The sequence below is a fragment of the Serinicoccus shuyuelongi genome (assembly GCF_045032955.1).
Classification (GTDB): Bacteria; Actinomycetota; Actinomycetes; order Actinomycetales; family Dermatophilaceae; genus Ornithinicoccus.
This window is the reverse complement of sequence record NZ_JBJFZU010000010.1, coordinates 166,864-184,972: the sequence shown is the minus strand read 5'-3', so window position 1 is coordinate 184,972 and position 18,109 is coordinate 166,864. Positions and strand designations below refer to the sequence as shown.

General features: G+C 73.2%; 17 protein-coding genes. 12 read left to right on the top strand and 5 right to left on the bottom strand.

Annotated features, from left to right (window positions below; translation table 11 throughout):
• Positions 1-42: 42 nt before the first annotated feature.
• A complete protein-coding gene (locus ACI3EY_RS12725; RefSeq protein WP_405038246.1) occupies positions 43-1,977 on the top strand; it encodes a S9 family peptidase in 1,935 nt (644 codons plus the stop codon).
• Positions 1,978-2,048: 71 nt separating this feature from the next.
• A complete protein-coding gene (locus ACI3EY_RS12720; protein WP_405038247.1) occupies positions 2,049-2,525 on the top strand; it encodes a hypothetical protein in 477 nt (158 codons plus the stop codon).
• Positions 2,526-2,578: 53 nt separating this feature from the next.
• Here ACI3EY_RS12720 and ACI3EY_RS12715 read toward each other — a convergent pair whose 3' ends face one another.
• The 3 genes from ACI3EY_RS12715 to ACI3EY_RS12705 form a co-directional block, all read right to left on the bottom strand.
• The gene (locus ACI3EY_RS12715; protein ID WP_405040612.1) at positions 2,579-3,013 is read right to left on the bottom strand and encodes an SRPBCC family protein; all 435 of its coding nucleotides are present in this window, start codon (positions 3,011-3,013) and stop codon (positions 2,579-2,581) included.
• Between the two features lie 144 nt (positions 3,014-3,157).
• The gene (locus ACI3EY_RS12710) at positions 3,158-4,726 is read right to left on the bottom strand and encodes an acyl-CoA carboxylase subunit beta (protein ID WP_405040611.1); all 1,569 of its coding nucleotides are present in this window, start codon (positions 4,724-4,726) and stop codon (positions 3,158-3,160) included.
• 20 nt (positions 4,727-4,746) lie between these two features.
• Positions 4,747-5,931, bottom strand: a complete 1,185-nt coding sequence (locus ACI3EY_RS12705; RefSeq protein WP_405038251.1) for an acyl-CoA dehydrogenase family protein — start codon at positions 5,929-5,931, stop codon at positions 4,747-4,749.
• A gap of 128 nt (positions 5,932-6,059) precedes the next feature.
• On the opposite strand from ACI3EY_RS12705, the gene ACI3EY_RS12700 reads away from it, so the two are divergent.
• Both ACI3EY_RS12700 and ACI3EY_RS12695 read left to right on the top strand, forming a co-directional pair.
• Positions 6,060-6,446, top strand: a complete 387-nt coding sequence (locus ACI3EY_RS12700) for a MerR family transcriptional regulator (RefSeq protein ID WP_405038280.1) — start codon at positions 6,060-6,062, stop codon at positions 6,444-6,446.
• A 54-nt stretch (positions 6,447-6,500) separates the two neighbouring features.
• Positions 6,501-8,276 carry an acetyl/propionyl/methylcrotonyl-CoA carboxylase subunit alpha gene (locus ACI3EY_RS12695; protein WP_405040610.1) on the top strand — a complete coding sequence of 592 codons (1,776 nt, stop codon included), beginning with the start codon at positions 6,501-6,503 and terminating at the stop codon, positions 8,274-8,276.
• Between the two features lie 136 nt (positions 8,277-8,412).
• Here ACI3EY_RS12695 and ACI3EY_RS12690 read toward each other — a convergent pair whose 3' ends face one another.
• Positions 8,413-8,595, bottom strand: coding sequence for a PspC domain-containing protein (locus ACI3EY_RS12690; RefSeq protein WP_405038253.1), 183 nt, complete (start codon positions 8,593-8,595; stop codon positions 8,413-8,415).
• Positions 8,596-8,633: 38 nt separating this feature from the next.
• A complete protein-coding gene (locus ACI3EY_RS12685; RefSeq protein ID WP_405040609.1) occupies positions 8,634-10,100 on the bottom strand; it encodes an NAD(P)H-quinone dehydrogenase in 1,467 nt (488 codons plus the stop codon).
• 31 nt (positions 10,101-10,131) lie between these two features.
• Here ACI3EY_RS12685 and ACI3EY_RS12680 point away from each other — a divergent pair, with 31 nt between their 5' ends.
• The 8 genes from ACI3EY_RS12680 to ACI3EY_RS12645 are packed head-to-tail and all read left to right on the top strand — an operon-like array spanning position 10,132 to position 18,104.
• Positions 10,132-10,965, top strand: coding sequence for a purine-nucleoside phosphorylase (locus tag ACI3EY_RS12680; RefSeq protein ID WP_405040608.1), 834 nt, complete (start codon positions 10,132-10,134; stop codon positions 10,963-10,965).
• Positions 10,966-10,977: 12 nt separating this feature from the next.
• On the top strand, positions 10,978-12,675 hold the full coding sequence (locus tag ACI3EY_RS12675; RefSeq protein WP_405040607.1) for a phospho-sugar mutase: 1,698 nt from the start codon (positions 10,978-10,980) through the stop codon (positions 12,673-12,675).
• Between the two features lie 21 nt (positions 12,676-12,696).
• The gene (locus ACI3EY_RS12670; protein ID WP_405040606.1) at positions 12,697-13,314 is read left to right on the top strand and encodes a hypothetical protein; all 618 of its coding nucleotides are present in this window, start codon (positions 12,697-12,699) and stop codon (positions 13,312-13,314) included.
• A 32-nt stretch (positions 13,315-13,346) separates the two neighbouring features.
• A complete protein-coding gene (locus ACI3EY_RS12665) occupies positions 13,347-14,003 on the top strand; it encodes a uridine kinase family protein (protein WP_405040605.1) in 657 nt (218 codons plus the stop codon).
• On the top strand, positions 14,000-15,160 hold the full coding sequence (locus ACI3EY_RS12660) for a hypothetical protein (protein WP_405040604.1): 1,161 nt from the start codon (positions 14,000-14,002) through the stop codon (positions 15,158-15,160). The genes ACI3EY_RS12665 and ACI3EY_RS12660 overlap by 4 nt, the downstream gene beginning before the upstream one ends.
• A gap of 18 nt (positions 15,161-15,178) precedes the next feature.
• The gene (locus ACI3EY_RS12655) at positions 15,179-15,850 is read left to right on the top strand and encodes a DUF4129 domain-containing protein (protein WP_405040603.1); all 672 of its coding nucleotides are present in this window, start codon (positions 15,179-15,181) and stop codon (positions 15,848-15,850) included.
• A complete protein-coding gene (locus ACI3EY_RS12650) occupies positions 15,847-17,097 on the top strand; it encodes a DUF4350 domain-containing protein (RefSeq protein ID WP_405040602.1) in 1,251 nt (416 codons plus the stop codon). The genes ACI3EY_RS12655 and ACI3EY_RS12650 overlap by 4 nt, the downstream gene beginning before the upstream one ends.
• Complete coding sequence (locus ACI3EY_RS12645; protein WP_405040601.1) at positions 17,094-18,104, top strand: AAA family ATPase; 1,011 nt, start codon at positions 17,094-17,096, stop codon at positions 18,102-18,104. Before ACI3EY_RS12650 ends, ACI3EY_RS12645 begins: the two co-directional genes overlap by 4 nt.
• The last annotated feature ends 5 nt before the right edge of the window (positions 18,105-18,109 follow it).

Below are 18,109 nucleotides of genomic sequence, written 5' to 3'. Positions count from 1 at the left end.
ACCGACACACCCGCTCCCGACGACCGGCGTAGGGTCGGACGGGTGAAGCCTGGAGACCTGACCAAGATCCGCACCCTGTCCTCCCCCACGGTCCACCCCGACGGCCGAGACGTGGTCTTCACCGTCGCCCGACCGGACGTGGAGGACAACCGCTACCGCACCAGCCTGTGGCGCCTCGACCTGCGGGAGGAGGGCAGTGAGCCGGTGCGCCTGACCCAGGACACCCGCGACTCCGCACCGCGCTACTCCCCCGACGGCTCGCGGCTGGCCTTCCTGCGCGGCGGCGAGGACGGACCCCCGCAGCTGCACGTGCTCCCGGCCGACGGTGGTGACGCCCGACGGCTCACCGAGCAGCCGCTCGGGGTCTCCTCCTTCGGCTGGTCGCCGGACGGGACCCACCTGGCGTACGCCGCCCGCGTCCCCGAGGAGGGGCGGTACGGGACCGACGACGACATCAAGCCCGATCAGGAGGCACCTCGGCTCATCGAGCACGCCACCTACCTGGCGGACGGCCTCGGCTACGTGCTCGACCGGCCCAGCAAGATCTTCCTCGTCGACCTGTCGCAGGCGCCCGCCGCCGACGCCGAGGACGCCGAGAAGCTCCCGGAGAGCACGCAGCTCACCCGTGGTCGCGGCGACGACCTCGGCCCGACCTTCCTGCACGGCGGCACCCGGGTGGCCTTCGTCGCCTCCCGGGACCGACGCGGCGGATGGGTCCCGGACACCCTGGTCAGCGACATCTGCTCGGTGGACCTGCGCGGCCGCGGCTTCCGCCGGCACACCGACGGCACCTCCTCGGTCGGCAGCCTGCACGTCGGTCCCGACGGGACCGCCGTCTACGGCGCGGCCGACCTCGGACCGTCCAAGCAGGACTTCGTCGCCCGGAACGCCGTGCTGCGCCGACTCGACGGTCCGGGGCTCGCGCTGACCGACGCCGAGACAGACGGTGCCGCCTGCCCGCCGGTGATCGCCGGGGACGGCAGCGTGGTCGCGGCCCTGGAGCACCGGGGCGACAGCGTCGTCCGGAACCTCGCCTCCGGAGCGGTGCTGCTGGACGGGCACGTGAGCGTGAGCGCGCTCGCCGCGAACGGTGACGTCGTGGTCGCGGTCGGCGGCACCCGCACCTCGCACGCGGAGATCTTCGTGGGCCGCACCGACGAGCCGCTCACTCGACGGACCGACTTCGCCGGTCACCTCACCGGGACAGCCGACCCGATCGAGCCGGAGGAGCTGAACGCCTCCGCGAACGACGGCTACCCGGTGCACGGGTGGTTGTTCCGCCCCAGCACCCGTGCGCGCCGCAAGGCGGGGCACCCGGTGGTGCTGATGATCCACGGTGGCCCCTACGCGCAGTACTCCGGCAACCTCTTCGACGAGGCCCAGGTGCTCGCCGGGGCGGGGTATGCCGTCGTCATGGGCAACCCGCGCGGCGGCTCCGGCTATGGCGCCGACCACGGCCGGGTGCTCAAGGAGGCGATCGGCACGGTGGACGTCGCCGACCTCACCGCGCTGCTGGACCACGCCCTCACCCTGCCGGGGCTGGACGGCTCACGGGTCGGCGTGCAGGGCGGCTCCTACGGGGGACTGATGACGACCTGGCTGGTCGGGCATACCGACAGGTTCACCGCCGCGATCAGCGAGCGCGCCGTCAACGCCTGGGACAGCTTCGCCGGGACCAGCGACATCGGCTGGTTCTTCGCGGACGAGTACGCCGGACAGTTCACCCACGAGCAGTCGCCGCTGACCTGGGCCGACAACATCACCACCCCCACCCTGGTGATCCACTCGGAGCGCGACTTCCGGTGCCCGCTCGAGCAGGGCCAGCGGCTCTTCGCACGGCTCCAGCGCAACGGGGTGCCGAGCAAGCTGCTCATCTTCCCCGGCGAGGGGCACGAGCTCTCCCGCGCCGGTCAGCCCCGGCACCGTCAGCAGCGTTTCGAGCACATCCTGGCCTGGTGGGAGGAGTACCTGCGCTGAGCCCGTCCAGTGCGACTAGTACGGCGTGTTAGTGTTGCCACCAACACACCGTACTACTCCGAGGGGAACTCATGATCAACGACCTGCAGGCCTTCGTCGCCTCGCTCCCGACCTTCACCGCGGTGCTCGGCGTCCTCGCCATCTCGGCGATCCCCTTCGTCGAGTCCTACCTCGGCTCGGCGATCGGCATCGTGGCGGGGATCCACCCGCTGGTCGCGGTGCCGGCGGCGATCGTCGGCAACATCATCTCGATGCTCGTCTTCGTGCGGGTGACCCAAGGGGCCCGGGCGCGCGCGCTGCGCGACCGCGAAACGCCGGAGATGTCGCCGCGGCGGACCAAACTGCGCAACGCCTTCGACCGCTACGGGGTGGCCGGGGTGAGCCTGCTCGGCCAGACCATCCTGCCCAGCCAGATCACCTCCGCCGCCCTGGTCTCGTTCGGCGCCACGCCACGCGTGGTGGTGCTGTGGCAGGTGGTCTCGATCATCCTCTGGGGCGTCGCCTTCGGGCTGCTGGCCACGCTCGGGGTGGACGTCCTGACCACCTGAGCGGGCTGGTACGGGCGGGGCGGTCCCCCGCGTGTGCGCTCAGCGGGGCGCGCTCAGCGTGCCTCGACCAAATATGTCGGGAGCCGGTCCAGGACGTCGTTCCAGCCCTGCTCGGCGCCGCCATCGGTCTCGTGCTCGGTCGACGTGTGCAGCACGGTCACCACCGACCCCTCGCCGTTGTCGGTGAAGCGCACCTCGACCACGTCCACCAGGTCCTGGACGATGGTGTCCTCGCCGTTGATCCACAACCAGGTCATGGTGAGCAGCCGGGACTCCTCGACGGTGGTCAGGACGCCGGTGACGCCGACACCTGCCTCGGCGCTGTGGATGCGGAACTCGGCGCCCTCCCTCGGCTCGAGGTCGTAACGGGTGTCCTGCCACTGGGGCCACCACCAGCCGGAGAGCTCCTCCGGTTCCACCCACGCCCGGTATGCCCGATCGGCGGGGACCGGCACCTGCCGGCTGAGGGTGATCGTGCTCGCGCTCATGTCGTGCCCTTCTCTGCGGGGTCAGGCCGGCACGACGCTCGGACGGCATGCCGGTCACGGTGGCCGCTCGCGGTGGAGCGGCGCTCTCGCGCCCTACTCTCTCAACGCGGGCGCCCCAGCACCAGGGCGGGGTGAGGCCACCGGTCAGACCGGCGGGATGCTGCGGTGCCGCGTCGAGAAGTGCCGGTCCCGGCGGGCGGCATACCGCAGGCGGTGCACCACCTCGGCGCGCAGGTCCTCCGGCTCCACGACCGCGTCGATGACCAGGTCCGCAGCCAGCCGCTCGAGGTCGACGTCCTCCAGGTACTCCGCGCGACGGGCGTCGACGAACGCCTGCCGCTCGTCCTCGTCGGCGATCTCGGCGATTTTGTTGGCGTAGACCGCGTTCACGGCCGCTTCGGGGCCCATCACCGCGATCCGAGCGGTCGGTAGCGCGATGGTCGCCTCGGGGCCGAACCCGGGCCCGCCCATGGCATACAGACCGGCGCCGTAGGCCTTGCGCACGACCACGCACAGCTGCGGCACGGTGGCCTCGGAGACGGCGGAGACCATCTTGGCGCCGTGCCGGATGATGCCCCCGCGCTCGACCTCGGAGCCGATCATGAAACCGGGCACGTCGGCCAGGTAGAGCAGCGGGATGCCGTAGGCGTCGCACAGCCAGATAAAGCGGGAGGCCTTGTCCGCGGAGTCGGTGAACAGGACCCCGCCCTTGACCGCCGAGTTGTTGGCGACGATGCCCACGCTCTGCCCGTCGACCCGGCCGAGGCCGACCACCAGCTCCCCGGCGAACAGCGGCTTCACCTCGAAGAAGCTGTCGTCGTCGACGAGACCGTCGATCACCTCGTGCACGTCGAAGGGCACCGTCTCCGCCTCGGGCACGGTATGCCGGTGCAGCGGTGCCGCCGGCTCCTCACCCTGGTACGCGGGCACCGGGGCGCGCCACGACTCGGGCAGGTAGGAGAAGAAGTGCCGGGCCAGCTCGATGGCCTCGGCGTCGTCCGCCGCGAGCAGGTCGCCGACCCCGGAGACGGTGCAGTGCATCCGGGCGCCACCCATCTCCTCCAGGCTGACCTTCTCCCCCACCACCATCTCCGCCATCCGCGGGCTGCCCAGGTACATCGAGGCGTTCCCCTCGACCATGATAATCAGGTCGGTGAAGCTCGGGATGTAGGCGCCGCCGGCCGCGCTCGGCCCGAAGAGGCAGCAGATCTGCGGCACCTTGCCGGACAGCGCGACCTGGTTGTGGAAGATCCGCCCCGCCCCGCGACGCCCCGGGAAGAGGTCGACCTGGTCGGTGATCCGCGCCCCGGCGGAGTCGACGAACCAGAAGACCGGCAGCTCCTCGCGCAGGGCCGCCTCGGTGGCCCGGATGATCTTCTCCACCGTGCGGGCGCCCCACGACCCGGCCTTGACCGTGGGGTCGTTGGCCACCACGATCGCCGCGCGCCCGTCCACCTCACCGCGTCCGGTGACCACCCCGTCGGCGGGCAGCCCGCTCGCGGTGGCGTTGGCATACCGGCCGTCCTCGACGAAGGTCCCCTCGTCGAAGAGCAGGGCGATGCGGTCCCGCACGTACAGCTTGTTCTGCGAGTCGAGCTTGGCGCGCGCCCGCTCGCTCGGGCCGGCCGAGTCCTGGTGGGCGCGGCGCAACCGCTCGCGCAGGTCGGCCACCCGGGGGTCCCCGGCGGCGCCGTCGTGGGTCATGCCGCTCATCGTGCCACCAGCCGCCGGGCTCAGCGCGCCGGCAGCCCGAGACCGCGGGCGATGACCATCCGCTGCACCTCCGAGGTGCCCTCGCCGATCTCCAGGATCTTGGCGTCGCGGTAGAACCGGGCCACCGGGTACTCCTCCATGAAGCCGTTGCCGCCGAAGATCTGGGTGGCGATCCGGGTCGCACTCACCGCGGCCTCGGTGGAGTACAGCTTGGCGATGGCCGCGGCCTGCTTGACCTGCTCGACGGACCGGCGCCCCGCCTCCTGCTCGTCCTTGAGCCAGGCCGCCTTGTAGGTCAGCACCCGGGCCGCCTCGACCATCACGGCCAGGTCGGAGATCTGGAAAGAGACCCCCTGGTTGACGGCGATCGGGCGGCCGAAGGCGATCCGCTGCTGGCTGTAGGCGGTGCACTCGTCCAGCATCCGCTGGGCGCAGCCGAGCGCCAGCGCGGAGATCGCGATCCGGCCGTCGTCGAGGGTCTTGAGGAACTGCCGGAAGCCGGCGCCCCGGTCCCCGAGCAGGTGGTCCTCGGGCACGCGGCAGTTCTCGAAGGTGAGGCCGTGGGTGTCCGAGATGTGCCAGCCCAGCTTGCGGTATGCCGGTTCCACCACGAACCCGTCGGTCCCCGCCGGGACCATGACGGCGCTGATCTCGGGCTTGCCCTCGGCGCTCTCACCGGTCTTCGCGGTGACGGTGACCACGGAGGTGATGTCGGTGCCGGAGTTGGTGATGAACGCCTTGGACCCGTTGAGCACCCAGCTGCCGTCCTCGAGCTGGGCCCGGGTCCGGGTCGCGCCCGCATCGGACCCGGCGTCGGGCTCGGTCAACCCGAACCCGGCCAGCGTCCGCCCGGCCACCAGGTCGGGCAGGAAGCGCTCCTTCTGCTCCTGGGTCCCGAAGGACAGGATCGGGTTGATCCCCAGACCGACGCCCGCCGAGAGGGTGATGCCGATGGACTGGTCCACCCGCCCGAGCTCCTCGATCGCCAGGCACGTGTAGGTGAAGCCCCCGTGCTCGGTGCCGGCGCCGCCGAACTCCTCCGGCGCGTTCAGCCCGAACAGCCCGAGCTCGCCCATCTTCGGCACCAGCTCGGTCGGGAAGTGCGAGTCCTTGTCCCACTGCTCGACGTGCGGTGCGATCTCCCCCTGCGCAAACTCGCGCACCAGCGCTCGGAACTCCTCGTGGTCCTGGGTCAGTTCGAACATCGCCGTCCGGTCCTCGCTCGCCTCGGGAAGGGGTGCGGGGCACCCCCGTGTCCTTCCCATCCTGCTTGACCTTGACGCGAAGGTCAAGCAAGATGGCACCACCCGCCCTTGACGTAAGGACAACCGTGATCGACCCGACCACGCCGACGTGGACCATCGCCCAGATCGCCGACGAGTACGCGGTCACCCACCGAGCGCTGCGGCACTACGAGCACCTCGGCCTGCTGTCCCCCGAGCGCGACGGGCAGCGTCGGATCTACCACCGGCGGGAGCGGACCCGGTTGGCGCTGATCCTGCGCGGGCGGCGTCTCGGCTTCTCCCTGGAGGAGATCGCGACCATCCTGGACATGTACGACGACCAGCCGGGAGAGGTGGGCCAGCTGCGCTACCTGCTGACCCAGATCGGGGACCGTCGCTCCGACCTGGAGCGCCGGCGGCGCGACATCGAGGACAGCCTGCGCGAGCTGGACGAGCTGGAGCAACGGTGCGCCGAGGACGTCGCCCGGCTCAGCTGAGACGACGCGCGGACCGGTTCGGACCGGCATACCGCTGGGTCTAGGGTGTGCGTCATGCCGATCAGCAAGGTCCTCATTGCCAACCGCGGCGAGATCGCCGTGCGCATCGCCCGAGCCTGCAAGGACGCCGGTCTGGGCGCCGTGGCCGTGTATGCCGACCCCGACCGGGACGCCCTGCACGTCAAGGTCGCCGACGAGGCCTACTCCCTGGGCGGGTCCACCCCGGGTGAGTCGTACCTGGTGCAGGAGAAGCTGCTGGAGGTGGCGGCGGAGTCCGGTGCGGACGCGGTGCACCCCGGATACGGCTTCCTCGCCGAGAACGCCGAGTTCGCGGCCGCCGTGATCGAGGCCGGGCTGACCTGGATCGGCCCCTCCCCCGCGGCGATCGACAGCCTGGGCGACAAGGTCAAGGCCCGGCACATCGCCCTGGAGGCGCAGGCGCCCCTGGTGCCCGGCACCAAGGACCCGGTCGCCGGCCCGGACGAGGTCGTCGCCTTCGCCGAGGAGCACGGGCTGCCGGTGGCCATCAAGGCCGCCTACGGCGGTGGGGGCCGCGGGCTCAAGGTGGCCCGCACGATCGAGGAGATCCCGGACCTCTTCGACTCGGCCGTGCGCGAGGCGGTCACCGCCTTCGGTCGCGGCGAGTGCTTCGTCGAGCGCTTCCTGGACCGTCCCCGGCACGTGGAGACGCAGTGCCTGGCCGACCAGCACGGCAACGTCGTGGTGGTCTCCACCCGCGACTGCTCGCTGCAGCGCCGCAACCAGAAGCTGGTCGAGGAGGCCCCGGCGCCGTTCCTGACCGCCGAGCAGCACACCGAGCTGGTGCGGGCGAGCAAGGCGATCATGCGCGCGGCCGGGTATGTCGGCGCGGGCACCTGTGAGTTCCTCATCGGGCCCGAGGGGGACATCTCCTTCCTGGAGGTGAACACTCGGCTGCAGGTGGAGCACCCGGTCACCGAGGAGGTCACCGGGATCGACCTCGTCCGCGAGCAGTTCCGCATCGCCGACGGCGAGGAGATCGGCTACGACGACCCGGAGCCGCACGCGCACTCGATCGAGTTCCGGATCAACGCCGAGGACCCGGGCCGGGACTTCCTGCCGGCGCCGGGCACCGCCCTGGTCTTCCGACCGCCGACCGGTCCGGGCGTGCGCCTGGACTCCGGCGTCGAGCAGGGCGACGCCGTGGCCGGCGCCTTCGACTCGATGCTCGCCAAGCTGGTCGTCACCGGCCGGGACCGTCAGCAGGCGCTGGCCCGGTCCCGTCGCGCGCTCGCCGAGTTCGAGGTGGAGGGTATGCCGACCGCGCTCACCTTCCACCGCGCCGTGGTCGCCGACCCGGCGTTCGCCCCGGACGACGCGGACGCCCCCTTCACCGTGCATACCCGCTGGATCGAGACGGACTTCGACAACCGGATCGAGCCGTACTCGGGGCCCACCGCCGAGGACCCGAGCGAGGTAGCCGAGCGGCAGAGCCTGGTCGTCGAGGTGGGCGGCCAGCGGATCGAGGTCACCCTGCCGGGCGGGCTCTCGCTGGGCGGTGGCTCGGGCAACGGCGGTGGCCGGAAGAAGGCGCCCAAGCGGGCCCGGGGGGCCGGCGGTGCCGCGGCCGCGTCCGGGGACGCGGTGACCGCACCGATGCAAGGCACCATCGTCAAGATCTCCGTCGAGGAGGGCCAGTTGCTTGCCGAGGGCGACGTCGTGGTGGTGCTCGAGGCGATGAAGATGGAGCAGCCGATCAAGGCGCACAAGGCCGGCACCGTGACCGGCCTGACCGCCGCGGTGGGCGACACCGTCGGCAACGGCGCGGCGATCTGCGAGCTCAAGGACTGACCGAGCGTCGCCCGTGGTTGCTCATGGACCCACCGGGCGTCGCTCGTGGTTGCCTGAACCTGTCAGCAGCAACCACTTCCGACGCCCGGTGCGCCTGAGAGCAACCACTCCCGACGCCCGGTGGGGAGAGGGGTGGTCAGTCCTGCTTGGGGATCATGATCCACAGCAGGATGTAGACGATCTCACCGATGCCCACCACGCCGAAGATCAGGAAGCCGAGCCGGACCAGGAACTTCGGCACCCCGAAGCGGGTGGCCAGTGCTGCGCACACCCCGGCGAGGATCTTGCCGGAGCGGGGTCGGACGAGTGCCTTGGACATGTGAGGTTCCTTTCGACGTGGACCCCCAGTGTGCAGGGTCAGTCGGCGATCTCGTGCAGCTGGCGTGCCGCCTCGGACAGCGACCCCGACATGGACGGGTAGACCGTGAAGGTGGCCGCGAACTGGTCGACGTTGAGCCGGTTGGCGACCGCGAGCGCGATCGGGAAGATGAGCTCGCTGGCCCGGGGGGCCACCACCACACCTCCGACGATGGTCGCGCTGCCGCTGCGGGCGAAGAGCTTGACGAAGCCGTCCGTCAGGTTCTGCATCTTGGCGCGGGGGTTCTTGTTCAGCGGCAGCATCACCGCCCGGGCGTCCACCCGGCCCTCGTCCACGTCCGCCTGGCTGACGCCGACGGTGGCGATCTCGGGGTCGGTGAAGATGTTGGAGCTGACCTTGCCCAGGCTCAGCGGAGCGACCGCGTCCCCGAGCGAGTGCGCGACCGCGATCCGGCCCTGCATGGCGGCGATCGAGGCGAGCGGGAAGACACCGGTGCAGTCCCCCGCGGCATACACGCCGGCGGCGCTGGTCCGGGAGACCCGGTCCACCTCGACGTGCCCGGAGCCGGTGACCCGGACGCCGGCCTCCTCCAGGCCCATGTCCGTGGTGTTCGGCAGCGAGCCGACGGCCAGCAGCGCGTGGCTGCCGCGCACCTCTCGGCCGTCCTCGAGACTGACCACCACGCCGTCACCGTCGCGCTGGACGCCCGCGGCACGCGACCGGTTCAGGACGGTCATCCCCCGACGCCGGAAGACCTCCTCGACCACGTTGGCCGCGTCCGCGTCCTCCCCCGGCAGCACCCGGTCGCGGGAGGAGATGAGGGTGACCTTGCAGCCCAGCCCGAGGTAGGCGTGGGCGAGCTCGGCGCCGGTGACGCCCGAGCCGATCACCACGAGGTGCTCGGGCAGCTCGGTGAGGTCCCAGATCTGCTGCCAGGTGAGGATCCGCTCCCCGTCCGGACGGGCGGTGTCCAGCACCCGGGGACGGGCGCCGGAGGAGACCAGGATGATGTCGGCCCTCAGCTCCCGACGGCCCCGGGCCCGTGCCGCGTCGTCGTCGTGCGGAGCCGGCTCCTCGCCGGACTCGACCTCCCCGACCCCTTCGACGATCTCGACCCGTCCGCCGCCGAGCAGCCGACCGGCGCCCTGGACGACCTCGACCCCGGCGGACTCCAGCCGCTCGCCGATGTCCCGGCTCTGCGCCTGCGCCAGCTCCAGGATGCGCGCGTTGACGTCGGTGATGTGCGCGGTGACCCCCTGGTCGCCGGGCACCTGCGCCCCGTCGAAGTGGACCCCGATCCGCTTGGCCGCGCTGAACCGGTCCATGAAGTCCGCGGTGGCGATCAGGGCCTTGCTGGGCACGCAGTCGGTGAGCACCGCGGCCCCGCCCAGGCCCGAACGCTCGACGACGCACACCTCCGCCCCGAGTTGCGCGGCGGCCAGCGCAGCTTCATAGCCACCCGGGCCACCACCGATGACGACGACGGACTTGTTGGCAGCACTCACGCACCCATCCAACCATCGCTACCCTGGCGTCGTGACTTCTGGTGCTGACCTCGATCTCGACGACCCCCGCACGGACCCCCAGGAGGTGGCCCGGGCGGCCGCCGCCGTGATCGCCGAGCGGACCGGTGCCGACCGGCACGACATCGCCCTGGTGCTGGGCAGCGGCTGGAAGCCCGCGGCGGACGCGCTCGGTGCGGCCGACGCGGAGGTGGACCACGCGGACGTGCCGGGCTTCTCCGCCGCCGCGGTGGCCGGCCACTCCGGGACGATGCGCTCGATCCCGCTGGCCAGCGGCCGCCGCGCCCTGGTCTACGGGACCCGCACCCACTACTACGAGGGCAAGGGCGTCCGCTCCGTGGTGCACGCCGTGCGCACCGCGGCCGCCGCCGGGTGCTCCACCGTCGTGCTCACCAACGGCTGCGGCGGGCTGCGTCCGGAGTGGGCACCGGGCACCCCGGTGCTCATCGGCGACCACATCAACCTCACCGCCACCTCCCCGGTCGAGGGCGCGAACTTCGTCGACCTCACCGACCTCTACTCCGCCAGGCTGCGCGACCTCGCCCGCGAGATCGACCCCTCCCTCGACGAGGGCGTCTACGTCCAGTTCCCCGGACCTCACTACGAGACCCCCGCCGAGGTGCGGATGGCCCGGGTGCTCGGTGGCGACCTGGTCGGTATGTCGACCGCCCTGGAGGCGATCGCGGCCCGGCAGGCGGGGCTCGAGGTGCTGGGCGTCTCGTTGGTCACCAACGCCGCGGCCGGGATCAGCGAGAACCCGTTGGACCACCAGGAGGTCCTCGACGCCGGGCAGGCGGCCGCCCAACGCTGCGGCGAGCTGCTGGCCCGCATCGTCGAGCGCATCTGAGAGGTGAGCGCCATGACGCACGACGAGCTGCTGACGACCGCCCGGGCCTGGCTGGCCGACGACCCCGACACTCGGACCCAGGAGGAGCTGGCCCAGGTCCTCGACCGGGCCGAGGCCGGTGACGACGAGGCCGCGACCGACCTCGCCGACCGCTTCTCGGGCTTCCTGGAGTTCGGCACCGCAGGGCTGCGGGGCGAGCTGGGTGCGGGACCGCACCGGATGAACCGGGCCGTGGTGATCCGCACCGCGGCTGGGCTGACGGCATACCTGCAGGACGTGCTGGAGAAGGCCGACCCCGGTGACGACGCGGCCGCCACCAGGCCGACCGTGGTCATCGGCTTCGACGCGCGGCACGACTCCGACGTCTTCGCGCTGGACACCGCCGCCGTGGTCACCGCCGCGGGGGGCCGCGCGCTGGTGCTGCCGGGTCCGCTGCCGACCCCGGTCCTGGCCTTCGCGATCGGCCACCTGGGCGCGGACGCCGGGGTGATGGTCACCGCCAGCCACAACCCACCGCAGGACAACGGCTACAAGGTCTACCTCGGCGACGGGTCGCAGATCGTGCCGCCCGCGGACCGCGACATCGCCGACCAGATCGCGGCCGTGACCTCGGTCGCCGAGGTCCCGCGCGCCGAGAACGGGTGGCAGACGGTGGACGGGTCCGTGCTGGAGGCCTACCTGGAGGCCGCGGTGGCGGTGCTGGACCCGGCCACCCCGCGGGACCTGTCGGTGGTGCACACCTCCCTGCACGGGGTCGGCTCCGACGTCGTGCAGGCCGCCTTCGAGCGCGCCGGCTTCCCGGCCCCCGCCCTGGTCGCCTCCCAGGCCCGCCCGGACCCCGACTTCCCCACGGTGGCCTTCCCGAACCCGGAGGAGCCCGGCGCCATCGACGCCGCGCTGGAGCTGGCGGAGCAGGTCGGGCCGGACCTGGTCATCGCCAACGACCCGGACGCCGACCGGTGCGCGCTGGCGGTCCGCGACGGTGCCGGCTGGCGGATGCTGCGCGGCGACGAGGTGGGCGCGCTGCTCGGCCAGCACGTGATCGACCGCGGCAGGGCCATCGGCGGGCGCCGGGTGCTGGCCAGGTCCATCGTCTCCTCCCGGCTGCTCGGCGCGATGGCGGTGGACGCCGGGCTGGAACCGGTCGAGACCCTGACCGGGTTCAAGTGGATCGGTCGGGTCCCCGGCCTGGCCTACGGCTACGAGGAGGCGCTCGGCTACTGCGTCGACCCGGCCACCGTGCCGGACAAGGACGGCGTCACGGCGGCCCTGCTGGCCGCCGAGCAGGCGGCCGTGCTCAAGGCCGCGGGGCGCACGCTGCCCGACGTGCTCGACGACCTGGCGGTCCGGCACGGGGTCCACCAGACGGATGCCTTCTCGGTCCGGGTCGACGACCTCGCCCAGATCCCCCCGGTGATGGCTCGGCTGCGGGAGCAGCCGCCGCGGGACCTGGGTGGGGTGCCGGTCCGCAGCGTCGAGGACCTGTCGCTCGGTGACGGTGACCTGCCGCCGACCGACGGGCTGCGCTTCCTGCTCGAGGACGACACCCGGGTGATCGTGCGTCCCAGCGGCACCGAGCCCAAGCTCAAGGTCTACCTGGAGGCGATCGTCCCGGTGGGCTCCCGCGACGGGCTCGCCGCCGCCCGGGACGAGGCCACGGCTCGGCTGGACGCGGTGCGCGCCGGTATGCAGGAGCTCACCGCGCTCTGAGGTGGCCCGTAGACTTTTCCCATGACGCAGACCCCGGGTGCCCGGCCCACCGGTGAGCTGATCGGTGTCTACCGCACCATGCCCGCCCGCATCCTGGGCTGGACCATGGTCGCCGGGGCCGGTGTGCTCACCGCGCTCACCGCCTGGGACGTGTCCGTGGGCCGCCAGGACGGTGTGCTGGGCGCGATCGCGCTGATCGTCGGCATCGCCACCGTGGCGTGGGTGCTGTTCCTGCGCCCGCACGTCCGGCTGCTGGCCGACCGGGTCGTGCTGGCCAACGTGGTGAGCGACACGACCGTCCCCTTCGACGCCGTCGACGAGATCACCCACCAGTGGTCGCTCGAGCTGCGTGACCACCAGGGACGGCGGCACAGCTCCTGGGCCGTGCCGGTGAAGCGCGAGCGGGTGCGCCGTACCGGGATCGACGACTTCGCCGAGACCACCCGACGTCGCGGCACCGGTGGGGTGACCGCGCAGACCGTCGCCGACGTCGTGCAGCGGGCCCTGCAGCGCTGGCGCCTCGACGGGGGCCAGCTGCAGGTCGGCGAGGGCGCCCGGACGCGGCAGGACCTGTCCTGGCCCGCGATCGCCGCCCTCGGGGCGGCGCTGGCCCTGGGCCTGATCTCCGTCCTGGGCTGACCCGGCCCGGACGCTGCCTACACTTGACCCCCATGGACCGCCCCCTGCCGACCGCCCGGGTCCTCGTGCTCGCCGGACCCAGCGGTGCCGGCAAGTCGCGGCTCGCCGCCCGGCTGCACGAGGGGCACGGGTGGCCGGTCGTCCAGCTGGACGACTTCTACCGCGCGGGTACCGACACCGACCTGCCGATGAGCCCCCTCGGTCTGCCCGACTGGGACGACGTCGGGTCCTGGGACCTGGACGCGGCCCTGGTGGCCCTGGAGACGCTGTGCACCCGGCGCGAGGCCAGGATGCCGGTCTACGACCTGGGGGCCTCCGCCGTCAGCGGGCACCACGTCGTCGAGCGGGGCGAGCACCCGGTGGTGATCGCCGAGGGCATCTTCGCGGCCCACACGGTGGCCGGGCTGCGTGAGCGCGGGCTGCTCGCGGAAGCCTGGTGCATCCGCAACCGACCCTGGACGACCTTCGGGCGACGGCTGGTCCGCGACCTCGCGGAACGACGCAAGCCGCCGCTCACGCTGTGGCGGCGTGGGCACGTCCTGCGACGTGCCGAGCCGGGTATCGTGGCGGCGCAGGAGGCGTTGGGCGCCGAGCCGATGACCGCACGCGAGGCAGAGCAGCGGGCCGGGGGGTTCGCGGTGCAGGAGGCCTCCGACCAGCGACGGACGACGCGAGGAGCAGGCGGATGAGCCAGCCACCCTTCGGGCCGCCACCCGGGGGTTTCAGGCACCCGGGCGGGGAGCCCGGCCCGCCCCCCATCCCGCAGGCCCCGGGCGGAGTCGCGCCCCCGGGCGGGCCGGTCCCGGGTCAGCCGGTCCCGGGCGGGTTCGGTGCTGAGGGCTCCGCCTACGGCCCCGGCAGCACCGGCCAGCAGCCGCCGAGCTGGCACCAGCTCCCGCCGGAGCAGCTGGCCCGGATGCACCAGCCGGGCGTGGTGCCGCTGCGCCCGCTCTCCCTCGGCGACATCTTCGGCGGGGCGCTGCAGACGCTGCGCCGCAACCCCGAGGCCACCATCGGCATGGGCCTGATCGTGCTCGCCGTGCTGCTGGTCCCGTCCCTGCTGCTCACCCTGCTCGCCGTGCAGGCGCTGTCCGGGGTGTCCGAGGTCGACGCCGCCGCGGCGACCGGGCTGATCAACGTGGTCTTCTCGATGCTGTCCTCGATCGCCCTGACCGGGATGATCGTGCACGTCGTCGGCGAGGCCGTGCTCGGCGAGCGCGCGGGCCTGGCCGGCACCTGGCAGACGGTCCGTGGCCGGCTGCCCGCGCTGATCGGGACCGTGCTGCTCATCGGCGTGCTGTTCGCCATCCTCACGGTCGGCCTGATCCTCGGTATCGCCGGCGTCGCGGTGGCTGCGTCCGAGTCCGGATCGGGCGTCCTGGGGGTCCTCGGGATCATCCTGCTGGTGCTCGGCGGCCTGGTCGTCATGGTGTGGGCCGGCTGCCGGCTCTCCCTCGCCCCGGCGCCGGTCGTCCTCGAGCGGGTCGGTCCCTGGCGGGGGCTGACCCGCGCCTGGCAGCTGACCAAGGGGGCCCAGGCCTGGCGCATCGTCGGCATCACCTTCCTGGCGGGCATCGTCACCACGATCTTCGCGACCGTCGTCCAGCTGCCGGTCACCGCCGTGCTCATCTTCGGCCTGGAGTCCGCGGGCCTGCCCACCTCGCCCGTCTCGACGACGGTGCTGGTGACCGACCACCTGCTGCAGCTGGTGGTCGGGGCGGTGACCATCCCGTTCACCGCCGGTGTGACGGCGCTGCTCTACCTGGACCAGCGGATGCGTCGTGAGGGCCTGGACCTGGTGCTGGTCCGCGCCGCCCAGGACCGCGCCGCCTCCCGGGCCCGCTGAGGCCACGCCGTCGACCCCGTGCCACCCCGCGTCCTGACCCTGCCGCGCGCCGCCCTCGACCCGGACCGGGACGAGGCGCGCCGGCTGCTCGAGAGCGAGCTCGCCGACGGCGACTACCAGCTGCGCGAGTCCTGGCTGGTCCGGCTGTGGAGCTGGTTCGTCGACCTGCTCCCGGACGTCTCGCTCGCCGGGCAGCTGCCCTCGTGGACGCCGTGGGCCCTGCTGGTGCTGGTGCTGGCCGTGGTCGCCGCGGTGCTCGCCTTCGCCACCCGTGACCGCTGGCGCACCGGACGGCTGCGCGAGCAGGCCCCCGGGAGGTCGGTGCTGGACGGGGTCCGCCGTAGCGCCGAGGAGTACCGCGCCGAGGCCCGTGCCGCCCTGGCCCGCGGTGAGCACGGCACCGCCACCCTCGAGGCCTACCGCGCCATCACCGCCGGCGCCGTTGAACGCACCCTGCTGCAGGACCGGCCGGGGTTGACCGCGTACGAGGTGGCCCTCGCCCTCGGGCCGGTCTTCCCCGGGCACGCGGACCCGCTGGGCCGCGCCGCCCAGGCCTTCGACACCGTGCGCTACGGCAGCGGGCGGGGCGACGCCGGCACGGCGCAGGAGCTGATCGACCTCGACGCGGGGCTGCGGGACACCCGGCCCGAGCTGGCGGCCGCGCCCGGCCTGGCAGGACCGTTCCGGTGACGCGGGTGCGCCGGTTCGCCCCCTGGGTCCTGCTCCTGGTCGCGACCGTGCTGGTGGCCGCGCTGCTGAGCACCCCGCAGGCCGACGAACCCCTGCACCCGCGCAACAACGGCCCCGGCGGTGCGCAGGCGGTGGCCCAGGTGCTGCAGCAGCAGGGCGTCGAGGTGCAGCTGGTCACCGGGTCGGCCGACCTGGACCCGGGCGACGTCACCGCCGGGACCACGGTGCTGCTCCCGCACACCGACTACCTGGGCCCCGAGTCCGGCCCCGAGCTGGTGGCCTCGTTGACCGGGGCGGACCGGCTGGTGGTGCTGGTCCCGGGGGCCCAGACCCGGGTCGGAGAGGCCCTCGGCCTGGACGTGAGCACCGCCTGGGGGTCCGGTATACCGGTGGTCGCGGACTGCGACGACCCGTTCGCCCGGGACGGGGACCGTCTCAGCGGCTGGGACGTGCTGCTCTCGGCCGACGGCCCGGACCGCACCGAGGTCACCGCCTGCTACCCGCCCGGGGCGGGCCACAACCTGGGAGGCGGACGCGAGGGCGCGCTGCTGACCTTCCCGGCGACCGAGGACCGGCCGGAGACGGTGCTGGTCGGGGCGGCCACCAGCTGGACCAACGCGCGGGTCACCGAGGAGGCCAACGCCGCGCTGGCCCTGCGCCTGCTCGGCGGCGGGGACCGGCTGGTCTGGGTCCTCCCGCAGCCCGGCGACGCCGGTCTGGACGCCGCCGGCTCGCTGTGGGACGTGCTGCCCCGCAACCTGACCGCCGCCGTGGTGCTGCTCACCGGCGCGGTGCTGGCCCTCGCCCTGTGGCAGGGGCGCCGGCTCGGGCCGGTCGTCGTCGAGCCGCTCCCGGCGGTGGTTCGCGCCAGCGAGACCACCAGCAGCCGGGGTCGGCTCTACCGTCAGGCGGCCGACCGGGAGCACGCGCTGCGCGCCGTGCAGGCCGGGGCACGACGGCGCACCGCCCCCCGGCTCGGGCTGCCCCGCAGCATCGACCCGGAGGCCCTCGCCGACGCCGTCGCCACCGCCACCGGCCGCACCGCCGCGGAGGTCAGGACGCTGCTCGTCGACCCCGGCCACCTCCCGGACGACGCCGCCCTGGTGCACCGGGTGCGGCAGGTCCGCGTCCTGGAGGAGCAGCTGTCCGACCCCGCCCGACAGGGCACGACCGACCCGAGCACCACCGACCCGAGCACGACCGACCCGAGCACGACCGGGCCCGGCACGACCGAGAGGACACCATGACCGAGGAGACAGACCCGCAGGACCGGGACACCGCTCGCGGCACCGCAGACACCGACGGTGCGGCGGCCCGTGCCGCCCTGCACGCCGTGCGGGCCGAGGTCGGCAAGGCCGTCGTGGGCCAGGAGCAGGCCGTCTCCGGGATGATCGTCGCGCTGCTGGCCGGCGGGCACATCCTGCTCGAGGGGGTGCCCGGGGTCGCCAAGACCCTGCTGGTGCGGACCCTCGCGGCGGCGCTGTCCATCGACACCAAGCGGGTGCAGTTCACCCCCGACCTGATGCCCGGCGACGTCACCGGGTCGATGGTCTACGACGCCGGGCGCGGTGAGTTCGAGTTCCGCCCCGGACCGGTCTTCACCAACCTGATGCTGGCCGACGAGATCAACCGCACCCCGCCGAAGACCCAGTCCGCGCTGCTGGAGGCGATGGAGGAGCGTCAGGTGACGGTGGACGGCACCGCCCGCCCGCTGCCCTCCCCCTTCCTGGTCGCCGCCACCCAGAACCCGGTCGAGTACGAGGGCACCTACCCGCTGCCCGAGGCCCAGCTGGACCGCTTCCTGATGAAGGTGGTGCTGCCGCTGCCGCCCCGCGAGGACGAGGTCCAGGTGCTGGAGCGGCACGCCGCCGGTTTCGACCCCCGCGACCTGGCCGCGGCCGGGGTGCGCGCCGTCGCGACCCCCGCCGACCTGGCCGCCGGGGCAGCGGCGGTCCGCCAGGTGCAGCTCACCCCCGAGGTCATCGGGTATGTCGTGGACCTGGCCCGGGCGACCCGGAGCGCCCCGTCCCTGCAGCTGGGCGTGAGCCCCCGTGGGGCCACCGCCCTGATGGGCACGGCCCGCGCCTGGGCCTGGCTCTCGGGACGCGAGTTCGTCACCCCCGACGACGTGAAGGCGCTGGCCCGGGCCACCCTCTCGCACCGGGTGTCCCTGCGCCCCGAGGCCGAGCTCGAGGGCGTCACCGCAGCCTCGGTGCTGGACTCGGTCCTGGCCAGCGTCCCCGTCCCGCGCTGAGGCGT